Annotated in this window: 12 protein-coding genes and 4 tRNA genes; 10 read left to right on the plus strand and 6 right to left on the minus strand. The window is 69.9% G+C overall.

Annotated elements, in window-relative coordinates:
- The 5 genes from minC to C667_RS16020 all read left to right on the plus strand — a co-directional run.
- Nucleotides 1-443, plus strand: a 443-nt coding sequence (minC, locus tag C667_RS16000) for a septum site-determining protein MinC (RefSeq protein ID WP_039921847.1), incomplete at its 5' end; no start/stop codon positions are given.
- Nucleotides 444-474: 31 nt separating this feature from the next.
- The gene (minD, locus tag C667_RS16005) at nucleotides 475-1,287 is read left to right on the plus strand and encodes a septum site-determining protein MinD (protein WP_004369448.1); all 813 of its coding nucleotides are present in this window, start codon (nucleotides 475-477) and stop codon (nucleotides 1,285-1,287) included.
- 1 nt (nucleotide 1,288) lies between these two features.
- The gene (minE, locus tag C667_RS16010; RefSeq protein ID WP_004369450.1) at nucleotides 1,289-1,549 is read left to right on the plus strand and encodes a cell division topological specificity factor MinE; all 261 of its coding nucleotides are present in this window, start codon (nucleotides 1,289-1,291) and stop codon (nucleotides 1,547-1,549) included.
- Nucleotides 1,550-1,558: 9 nt separating this feature from the next.
- A tRNA-Leu gene (locus C667_RS16015) sits at nucleotides 1,559-1,643 on the plus strand.
- Nucleotides 1,644-1,712: 69 nt separating this feature from the next.
- The gene (locus C667_RS16020) at nucleotides 1,713-2,171 is read left to right on the plus strand and encodes a DUF1178 family protein (protein ID WP_004369452.1); all 459 of its coding nucleotides are present in this window, start codon (nucleotides 1,713-1,715) and stop codon (nucleotides 2,169-2,171) included.
- 94 nt (nucleotides 2,172-2,265) lie between these two features.
- Here the strand turns inward: C667_RS16020 and C667_RS16025 are convergent, their stop codons facing one another.
- The 5 genes from C667_RS16025 to pgsA form a co-directional block, all read right to left on the minus strand.
- Nucleotides 2,266-3,453: an alkaline phosphatase family protein gene (locus C667_RS16025; RefSeq protein WP_004369454.1), complete on the minus strand. Its 1,188-nt coding sequence runs from the start codon at nucleotides 3,451-3,453 to the stop codon at nucleotides 2,266-2,268.
- Nucleotides 3,454-3,616: 163 nt separating this feature from the next.
- Nucleotides 3,617-3,692: transfer RNA gene (locus C667_RS16030), tRNA-Gly, on the minus strand.
- Nucleotides 3,693-3,765: 73 nt separating this feature from the next.
- Nucleotides 3,766-3,839, minus strand: a tRNA-Cys gene (locus C667_RS16035).
- Between the two features lie 72 nt (nucleotides 3,840-3,911).
- Nucleotides 3,912-3,987, minus strand: a tRNA-Gly gene (locus C667_RS16040).
- A gap of 75 nt (nucleotides 3,988-4,062) precedes the next feature.
- Nucleotides 4,063-4,632, minus strand: coding sequence for a CDP-diacylglycerol--glycerol-3-phosphate 3-phosphatidyltransferase (pgsA, locus tag C667_RS16045; protein ID WP_004369456.1), 570 nt, complete (start codon nucleotides 4,630-4,632; stop codon nucleotides 4,063-4,065).
- Nucleotides 4,633-4,838: 206 nt separating this feature from the next.
- Between pgsA and pgi the strand changes: the two genes are divergently transcribed.
- The 5 genes from pgi (at nucleotide 4,839) to C667_RS16070 (ending at nucleotide 8,977) form a co-directional block, all read left to right on the plus strand.
- A complete protein-coding gene (pgi, locus tag C667_RS16050; RefSeq protein ID WP_004369458.1) occupies nucleotides 4,839-6,488 on the plus strand; it encodes a glucose-6-phosphate isomerase in 1,650 nt (549 codons plus the stop codon).
- A 137-nt stretch (nucleotides 6,489-6,625) separates the two neighbouring features.
- Nucleotides 6,626-7,087, plus strand: a complete 462-nt coding sequence (locus C667_RS16055; RefSeq protein ID WP_004369460.1) for a PaaI family thioesterase — start codon at nucleotides 6,626-6,628, stop codon at nucleotides 7,085-7,087.
- Between the two features lie 74 nt (nucleotides 7,088-7,161).
- Nucleotides 7,162-7,590, plus strand: a complete 429-nt coding sequence (locus C667_RS16060) for a NifB/NifX family molybdenum-iron cluster-binding protein (protein ID WP_004369462.1) — start codon at nucleotides 7,162-7,164, stop codon at nucleotides 7,588-7,590.
- A gap of 278 nt (nucleotides 7,591-7,868) precedes the next feature.
- Nucleotides 7,869-8,261, plus strand: coding sequence for a DUF6858 family protein (locus tag C667_RS16065; RefSeq protein ID WP_004369463.1), 393 nt, complete (start codon nucleotides 7,869-7,871; stop codon nucleotides 8,259-8,261).
- Nucleotides 8,262-8,299: 38 nt separating this feature from the next.
- Nucleotides 8,300-8,977, plus strand: a complete 678-nt coding sequence (locus tag C667_RS16070) for an MBL fold metallo-hydrolase (protein ID WP_004369465.1) — start codon at nucleotides 8,300-8,302, stop codon at nucleotides 8,975-8,977.
- A 1-nt stretch (nucleotide 8,978) separates the two neighbouring features.
- On the opposite strand, the gene C667_RS16075 is transcribed toward C667_RS16070, so the two are convergent.
- Nucleotides 8,979-9,937, minus strand: a 959-nt coding sequence (locus C667_RS16075; RefSeq protein WP_004369467.1) for a hypothetical protein, incomplete at its 5' end; no start/stop codon positions are given.

Genomic DNA, 9,937 nt, shown 5'->3' on the forward strand with positions numbered 1-9,937 from the left:
GCCCGCCCGCAGAGGCGCCCGCGCAGCCGGCCCCACCCCCGGAGCCAGTCGCCACGCAGGCGCCCCCCGCCGCACCCGCCGCCAGCGCTGCGACCGCCACCCCGACCATGTTCGTCGACCGCCCGCTACGCTCGGGCCAGCAGATCTACGCGCGCGGCACCGACCTCGTGCTGCTCGGCGGCGTCAGCCCCGGCGCGGAGGTCATCGCCGACGGCAGCATCCACTGCTACGGTCCCTTGCGCGGGCGCGCGCTCGCCGGCGCCCAGGGCGACCAGGCGGCACGCATCGTGGCCAGCAACTTCGGCCCCGAGCTGGTCTCGATCGCCGGCGTGTACCGCACCTTCGAGCGCGGCATTCCCGAAGCCTTCGCGGGCAAGCCCACCCTGGTGCGGCTGAGCGGCGCCGACCATACACTCAACCTCGAAGTGCTGAAGCTCGACTGAGCCAGCCATACCGCATCCACAAGGGGAAACCGTGAGAGTCATCGTAGTAACTTCGGGCAAGGGCGGCGTCGGCAAGACCACCACCAGTGCGGCATTCGCTTCCGGACTCGCCCTGCGCGGCTTCAAGACCGCGGTCATCGACTTCGACGTCGGCCTGCGCAACCTCGACCTCATCATGGGCTGCGAGCGCCGCGTGGTGTACGACCTGGTCAACGTCGTCAATGGCGAGGCCCGCCTCAACCAGGCCCTGATCAAGGACAAGCACTGCGACAACCTCTTCATCCTTCCCGCCTCGCAGACGCGCGACAAGGATGCGCTGACCGAGGAAGGCGTCGGCAAGGTGCTCGAGGAGCTCGAGCACATGGGCTTCGAGTTCGTGGTGTGCGACTCCCCCGCCGGCATCGAGCGCGGCGCGGTGATGGCGCTGACCTTCGCCGACGAGGCGATCGTCACCACCAACCCCGAGGTCTCGTCGGTGCGTGACTCCGACCGCATCCTCGGCATCCTGCAGAGCAAGTCCAAGCGCGCCCGCGACGGCGGCGAGCCGGTCAAGGAGCACCTGCTCATCACCCGCTACTCCCCGAAGCGCGTGGAAGACGGCGAGATGCTGTCCTACAAGGACGTGCAGGAGCTGCTGCGCGTGCCGCTGATCGGCGTGATCCCCGAGTCCGAATCGGTGCTGCACGCATCCAACCAGGGCACGCCGGCGATCCACCTCAAGGGCACCGACGTCGCCGAAGCCTACGCCGACGTCGTCGCCCGTTTCCTCGGCGAAGACCTGCCGCTGCGCTACGTCAATTACGAAAAGCCCGGCCTGATCAAGCGCCTGTTCGGAGGCAAGTGACATGTCCTTCCTCGCCCGCCTCTTCGGCGAAAAGAAGAAGACCGCGGAGATCGCCAAGAACCGGCTGTCCCTGCTGATCGCCCACGAGCGTGCGGGAGGGAGTCCGACGGCCGATTTCCTGCCCGCGCTGCAGCGCGAGCTGATCGAGGTGATCTCGAAGTACGTCGCGGTCAATCCGGACGACATCAAGGTGCACCTCGACAAGCAGGACAACATGGAGGTGCTCGAGGTCAACATCGTGCTGCCGGAGCAAAACCGCTGAAGCGCGCCCGCCCGGGTGATGAAATCGGTAACCATAGCGGATTTAAAATCCGCCGGCGCAAGCCTTACGGGTTCGAGTCCCGTCCCGGGCACCACGACGCTCAGCCGCTGTCCCACCCTTGCCGCGGCGCCCCGCCGGGCGAGCCGACCGGACAGGGAAAGCAATGATCGTACTCGACCTCCACTGCAGCAACGAGCACCGTTTCGAAGGCTGGTTCGGCTCTGCCGCGGCCTTCGAGGCGCAGCTCGCGCGCACGCTGGTGAGCTGCCCGGTGTGCGGGAGCACCGAGGTCCGCCGCCTGCCGAGCGCCCCCTACGTGCAGACCGGCCAGGCCGCGCCTGAAGAGCAGCCTGCCGCGCGTGCCGTCCACGCGGTCAGGGCCGCCCCGCCCTCCGCCCCGCCTCCCGAAGCCCTCGCGCGCCTGATGACGCAGCTGCGCGGCATGGCGCGCAGCGCCGAGGACGTCGGCGAGCGCCTGCCCGAAGAGGCGCGCCGCATCCACTACGGCGAGACCGAGGCGCGCGACATCCGCGGCTCGGCCTCCGCCGACGAGGTGGAGTCGCTGCTCGAAGAAGGCATCCTGGTGCTGCCGGTCCCGCCGGCCGAGGAAGACCTGCACTGAGGACGCGCCAGGCGTCGCAGGCAGGGATGCGGGCCGATCGCGGCCTGCCCCTTCACCCGCCTTTTTCCGGCGAGGACCTCCCGATTGCCCGCGCTCAGGTGCGCGCCACGATCAGCGGCACGCGCATCTCGTCTGCGCTCAGGCCGCCATGCACGCCGATCATGGTGTGCTCGTGCTCGCCGGGCACGTGATCCACGATCGTCCACCCGGCCTCCATCAGCAGCGCATGGCTGCCCAGGCGCTCCGCCAGGCGCGGATGCGGCTGGCCGGGGCCCAGCAGGCCGGCGGCGAGAAAGTCCTCGCTGCGCACGGCGACCCCCTTGCCACGCAGCTCGCCTGCCGCCCAGGCCTCGAACTCCGCCTGCGCACCCGCACGCACGCGACAGAAGGCCAGCCGGCGCTCGCCGAACAGCGGCGCGGCGAACATGGCGGCGACCTCGCCGTCGGGCGCGAGGTCGATGCGACGCTCGGGGGGCGCATCGATGAAGCCGTGGTCGGCCGTGACCAGCAGGCGCACGCCTCGCCCCGCCAGCGCCCGCTGTAGCAGCGCGAAGGCGGCATCGACCCGCGTGAAGCAGGCGATCGCCTCGGGCGAGCGACAGCCGTGCTCGTGGCTCAGCAGATCGAACACCGGATAGTAGGCGTGGATCAAGCCGCCGCTGTGCGCGAGCGCGTCCGCCATGTCGATGATGGCGGCGACGCAGTCGTCCAGCCCCTCGTAGGCCTCGATGTGCGCCCCGCGCCCGTGGTGCAGCGAAAAGCGCGAGAAGGCGATGTGCGCCGGCGAGACCAGGGTGACCGGTCGGCAGGCATGGCGATACATCGGCGCCACCGGGAACAGGCGCGGCAACAGGCGAAAGGCCTCCAGCGGCTCGCCGCTGCGCCGGATCAGCGGCAAGGGCGCGATCACGCCACCGAAGCGGCGATCATGGATGAACCAGCCGTTGAGACCGTGCTCGACGGGCGCGACGCCGGTCGCGAGCGTGGTGATCGCGCTCGCGGTGGTGCTCGGGCACACCGAGCTCAGGCTCGCGGAGCGGGCCGCGTGCAGCGCCGAGCCGCGCCCGACCGTATCGAGAAAGCGCTCCCCCAACCCGTCGATGACCAGCAGCACAACCAGCGCGCGCGCGCCCGGCGCGACCTCGGCCGCCGGCCACCCGGCCTTGCGATCGTGGAGCCAGTTGCGCAGCCCACGCGCGAAGCCGTAGAGCCCGCCGTCGCCATAGTCGGGAAGCACGGCACCGGCCGGGAGGGGGAGGCTGGAATCGAGGGTCGAGGGCATGCGTTGCGCGAGGCTCGTGGATCGACAGGTGAAGTCCGAGCCTACCCCGCGAGGCGTCGTCCGGCAAACCGCAGGAAGCTGCGCGGAGGAGCGGGTGAACGGAAACGAGCGGGTAAACGGAAAAACCGGACGGGCGCCTGGCGCACATCCGGTTTTCTGAATCTGGAGCGGGAAACGAGTCTCGAACTCGCGACCTCAACCTTGGCAAGGTTGCGCTCTACCAACTGAGCTATTCCCGCTTTGACGGAAGCGGCGCAAATTATAGATTTGCTTGCACCGTTTCGCAATACTTATTTACAACTTTTTTACTACTGGAGGCGCGACTCGGAATCGAACCGGGGTACACGGCTTTGCAGGCCGCTGCATAACCACTCTGCCATCGCGCCGCGACCGTTTCGGCCGGCCACCCCATCACTTTGGGGCCACCTGCTTGGGCACTGCCCAAGCTGCGAATTCTTTGGAGCGGGAAACGAGTCTCGAACTCGCGACCTCAACCTTGGCAAGGTTGCGCTCTACCAACTGAGCTATTCCCGCTCGGGAAAGACCGCCATTATAGGCAGTATTTTTTGTTCGTCAACCTCTATCTGAATTTTCTCGCGATGCGCTTCACTATTCCGTATCGCGCAGCAGCGGCATCGCGCGCCGCAGATAGTACCCCATCGACCACAGGGTGAGCGCCGCGGCGACGTAGATCAGCACCTCGCCCGCCAGGCGCAGGTCGACGCCGTACAACGACGCGTTGAAGAGCAGCATCGGGATCGCGACCATCTGCGCGGTGGTCTTGAGCTTGCCCACATAGGCCACCGCGACGCTCCCCGACTGGCCGACCCGCGCCATCCACTCGCGCAGGGCCGAGATCGTGATCTCGCGCCCGATGATGACGACCGCGATCAGCGCATCCACCCGGCCGAGCTGCACCAGCAGGATCAAGGCGGCGGCCACCATCAGCTTGTCGGCCACCGGATCCAGGAAGGCTCCGAAGGCCGAGGTCTGGCCGAGCGCGCGGGCCAGGTAGCCGTCGAACCAGTCGGTCACCGCGGCGGCAACGAAGATCACCGTGGCGACCAGGTTCTGGGTCGCGATCGGCATCCACGAGTCGGGGAGATAGAAGAGGCCGACGAAGACCGGGATCATGGCGATCCGCGCCCAGGTCAGCGCATTCGGGATGTTGAGCGGCATGCCGGAGGGCGACTCGCAAAGGTTCGGGGAGCGGCGAGTATATCAAGCGCCCGCAGCCGCGGAGAGGCCGCCGCATTCCGTTCGAGAGCGCAGCGTGCCGCAGGCCCCGCCCTGCGGTGCTTTCCGTGCACACAGGCGCGCGTGCGCTCGGTAAGATCCTCGGCAAGCGCCCATCTTCCTCGCATCGGCCGTTCCGGTCCCTTCCAATGCCTGCCCCTTCCTCCCTCGCTGCCTGGCAATCGCTCGAGCAGCGCCGCCTCCATCCCCTGCCCTCCCTGCGCGAACGCTTCGTCGCCGACCCCTCGCGCACCGCGCGCATGCAGGCCGGCGCCTGCGGCATCACCCTGGATTACTCCAAGAACCTGCTCGACGACGACGAACTCGCGCTGCTGCTGCGCCTGGCCGACGAGGCCGGGCTCGCCGGCCGCATCCAGGCAATGTTCGGCGGCGAACGCATCAACACCACCGAGGCCCGCGCCGTGCTCCATGTGGCGCTGCGCTGCCCGCCGGGCACGCGCTGGCAGGCCGGAGGCTCCGACGTCGCCGCCGAGGTCCATGCGGTGCGGGCGCGCATGCGCGCCTTCAGCCAGCAGGTGCGCGGCGGCGAGTGGCGCGGCCACGGCGGAGAACGCATCACCGACGTGGTCAACATCGGCATCGGCGGCTCCGACCTCGGCCCGGCGATGGTCTGCGAGGCGCTCGCCGACCACGCCGACGACGGCCCGCGCATGCACTTCGTCTCCAACGTGGACGGCGTGCACATCGGCGACGTGACGCGGCGCTGCGATCCGCGCAGCACCTTGTTCGTGGTCGCCTCAAAGACCTTCACCACCCAGGAGACGCTCGCCAACGCGCACGCGGCGCGTGCCTGGCTCGTCGGCGCGCTCGGCGACGAGGCCGCGGTCGCGCGCCACTTCGTGGCCGTGTCGACCAACGCCGCAGCGGTGCGCGACTTCGGCATCGACACCGCCAACATGTTCGGCTTCTGGGACTGGGTGGGCGGGCGCTTCTCGCTGTGGAGCGCGATCGGCCTGCCCATCGCGCTCGCCCTCGGCCCCGATCGCTTCGACGAACTGCTCGCCGGCGCGCACTCGATGGACGAGCATTTCCGCACCGCCCCGCCCGCGGCCAACCTGCCGGTGCTGATGGCGCTGCTCGGCATCTGGAACGTGAATTTCCTCGGCGCCGCGAGCCAGCTCATCGCCCCCTATCACCAGCGCCTGCACCGCCTGCCCGCCTACCTGCAGCAGCTCGACATGGAATCGAATGGCAAGTCGGTGCGCCACGACGGCACACCGGTGGATTGCCGCACCAGCCCCATCCTGTGGGGCGAGCAAGGCATCAACGGCCAGCACGCGTATTTCCAGCTGGTGCATCAAGGCACGCAGCTCGTCCCGGTGGATTTCATCGGCGTGCTCGACCCCGGCCGCGCGCACGAGGGCCTGCACCGCATCGCCTTCGCCAACCTGGTGGCGCAGGCCGAGGCCCTGATGCGCGGCAAGACCGCCGCCGAGGCCGAGGCCGAGATGCGCGCCGCCGGCCTCCCCGACGCGCGCATCGCCGCCCTGCTCCCGCACCGCGTGTTCCCCGGCAACCGGCCGAGCAACGTGCTGCTGCTCGATCGCCTCGATCCCTTCACGCTGGGCGCCCTGATCGCAGCCTACGAGCACCGCACCTTCGTCCAGGGGGTGATCTGGGACGTGAACAGCTTCGACCAGTGGGGCGTGGAGCTCGGCAAGCAACTCGCCGCGCGCGTGCTGGCCGAGCTCGACCCGCACGCACCCGCGCCCGCCGCGGACGCCCACGACGCCAGCACCCGCGGCCTGATCGAACGCTATCGCGTCCACCCGCGCTGACGGCGCCCCGGTGGGCACGCCGGAAGGCGCGAATCGATCTGGCGGCGTTTGCATGCTCGCTGTCGGCGAGCGCAATGGGCGCGGGATGAAGGCGGGCATAAGATGCACGCCTTCCTTCACTCCCCGGAGTCACCAGCATGCTCGCCTTCCAGGACTACTACCCCGAGAACGTCGCCCACTGCTACGGCTGCGGCCGCCTCAACGAGCACGGCCACCAGATCAAGACCTTCTGGGAGGGCGACGAGACCGTCACCCGCTACCACCCCAGGCCCGAGCACACCGCGATTCCCGGCTTCGTCTATGGCGGCCTGATCGCCTCGCTGATCGACTGCCACGGCACCGGCACCGCGGCCGCGGCGGCCTACCGCGCCGAGAACCGCCCGATGGACAGCGAACCGCCCTTGCGCTTCGTGACCGGTTCGCTGCACGTGGACTTCCTCAAGCCCACGCCGATGGGCCCGGAGCTCGTGCTGCGCGGCCGCGTCAAGGAGATCAAGGGGCGCAAGGTGGTCGTGGAGGCCGAAGTCTGGGCAGGCGACGTGATGACCGCGCGCGGCGAGGTCGTCGCGGTGCAGATGCCCGACAGCTTCAAGGCCTGAGGTCGGCCGGGGCAGATGGCACGGATCTTGAATGAGGAAGAAGGCATTCCCCCCACTTCTTCCGCAGGCAGATCATGAAAATCGCCGTCTCCAGCCAGAACTTCCGCACCGTCACCGCCCACGCCGGCAAGGCCCGGCGCTTCATCGTCTTCGACCTCGCCACCCCGTGCACACCGCGCGAGGTCGAACGCCTCGAACTGCCGCGCGAGCTCGCGCTGCACGAATATCGCGGCCTCGACCACCCGCTCTTCGCGATGGACGCGGTGATCACCGCTGGCGCCGGCGACGGCTTCGTGCGCCGGCTCGGCGCGCGCGGCATCGAGGTCGTGCTCACCGGCGAGACCGACCCCCTCCAGGCGGTGCACGACTACGTCGCCGGAATCGTGAAGCCGCCGCTGCCGCACGAGCATGGGCATGGGCATGGGCATGGGCATGAGCATAGGCACGGTCATGAACACGGCCACGCCCATGCGCAGGGCCACGCCCACGACGAGTCCCGTTGAACGCGCCGGGTCTGCCAATACCGCCAGCCTGTCTGACAGTCTGACGCAAGTGACAGGAAGACACGCCAGCGTCAGGTCCCGGTCGGCCCGCAGCGCCGCCCTTTCCAGTCGATTTCCGACGTCGCCGGCGCTGGCACGATTCCTGTTAGTGACCGGGAGACGAGGCTCGCGCCTCATCCACGAAGCATCCGGACGCGGCACCGCCGCCAGCCCGATAATGCAGGCCGGGCTGCGCCGCCGCCCCTTCCTCCATCTCCCATCCGATCCAGGAGTCTTCCATGCAGAACAAGCTGCTCGCCGACAAGTATCCGATCCATGTCCTCGAACTCGGCAAGAACGAGACCGATCACGTGCACCTCGACGACCTGCTGAAGGCGATCGAGGCCAGGGCCGAGGCCGACCCCACCGTGCGCCTGATCGCGACCTTCGACCATCTCGCCCACACGCAGCTGATCGGCGGCGAGATCCGCCCCGACATCCTGGCGGCGAAGAACCTGATCTTCTGCTTTGGCGTGAAGCTGCTCGACCCCACCATGATGGCCGTGCGTCCGCGCTCGATCGGCTTCGCGGAGCTGCCCGACCGCTTCGTGATCAGCTTCCTCGAGGCGCCGATGCCCGAGGCCAACCGCAAGATGATCGAGTGGGTCACCGCCCTGCGCAAAGCAGCCTGACAACCGAGACCCGCCTGCGCGAGCGGGCGCGCGCCGCCATGTACTTCCATCCCCTGCACAGCCCCGACTCCAGCCAGATCGGCTACCTGCTCGCCGACCTCGACGAGCAGGAGGCGGTGGTCATCGACCCGCCGCCGCGCCAGACCGAGCTCATCCTGGCCCTCCTCACCGAGCGCAGCCTGCGCCTGTGCCACGTGCTGCGCACTCACGTGCACCAGGTGGACGCGGCCGACTGCAGCGCGCTGTGCGACTGCACCAGCGCGCAGCTGGTCGTGGGCGAGGCGGCGGCGCTGCCGAGGGGCTGCAGCCGCGAGGCGATGCGTGTCGCGCACGGCGCCCCGCTGGTGTTCGGCAACGAGGTCGTGCGCGTGCTGAGCACGCCGGGCCACACCCCCGGCTGCCTGAGCTACCTGTGGCGCGACCGGCTCTTCTGCGGCGACGCCTTCGACGTGGGCAGCTGCTGCGCGGGCGACGGCGAGGCCGATCCGGGCGCGCTCTTCGACACCCTCACCCGCCGCCTGTTCACGCTGCCGGAGCAGACCCTCGTCTTCCCCGCCCATCCGATCAAGGGCCGCCACGTCGCCACCCTGGGCGAGCTGCGCGCGCGTTACGCGCCCCGCCTGCAGCAGAGCCGCGACGGCTTCATCACCGACATGATGCAGCGCCGGCCCCGCCCGACGGCGTCGCGCATCGCCGCCCCGGCTGCCGAGGGCTGAATCAGCCTTCGCCGAGCGCCTCCGCCTCGATCGGACGGCCCCCCTCGACGCGCGCGGCGAACTCGTCGGCGAGCCGCTCGCTCTCCGCGATCGCGCGCCGCCACACCGCCGCGCGCCCCGCGTGGTCGGCCCCGTAGGCCTTGAAATCGCGCCGGTCGGGCAGCTTGGCGTTGGGCAGGCGGGCGATCCAGTCCGCGTCCGGGACCAGCAGCACCACGTTGTCGAGGCGCGCGCTGGCCCCATGGCGCGCGTGCAGCGACTTGTCCAGCCAGCCGGGGACGACGCTGGGCTGGAAATGCGGGTAGAGCACCAGCCGGGGTCCTTCCGCACGGACGTCCGCCGACGTCCCGAGCGACGCACCCTCCGAGCGCCGGCGCTCCTCCTCCGGGCTCGGGCTCTCCGCCTCCGAGCTCGGGAACCCCTCCTCCGAGCTCCGGCTCGACGCCTCCTCCCGCCTGCGCTCGCCCCCGGGCGAGCCCGCCCACGCCCTGCCCGGCACGCGCTCCCCCCGCCCGCGCAGCGCCGAGGCGTAATCCAGGTGCAGATGGTAGTCGGTGATGCCGCCGTCCCAGTAGGCACCGGGGGGCGCGCCGGGGATGTCGTGCACGGCCTGCAGCCAGAACGGGATCGAGCAGCTCGCCACCAGGGCCTCGAAGCTGTTGTGCGGGCCGAGCGCGCACGTGCGCCCGGGATAGTCGTCGAGGGCGAAGGGCAGCGCATCGCGCGCATCCGAGAACACCACGCGCTCGAGCCAGCCGCCCATGCGCGCGCGGCTGCGCAGGTTGGCGGCGTAGGCGCCCACATAGCCGGCGAGCGTGCGCAGCCGCCCCTCCCGGCGCAGCAGCGGATGCACGCCACGGCTGGTGAAGAGGTGCAGCCTGAAGCGCGGGTGGCGCAGCAGCGCGTCGGTGCGTGCGCCCAGATGGCTGGCGAGGCGCGCCCGGAAGGCGCGGCTGACCG

Origin of the sequence: Thauera phenylacetica B4P (assembly GCF_000310225.1) — a bacterium.
Lineage (GTDB): Bacteria > Pseudomonadota > Gammaproteobacteria > Burkholderiales > Rhodocyclaceae > Thauera > Thauera phenylacetica.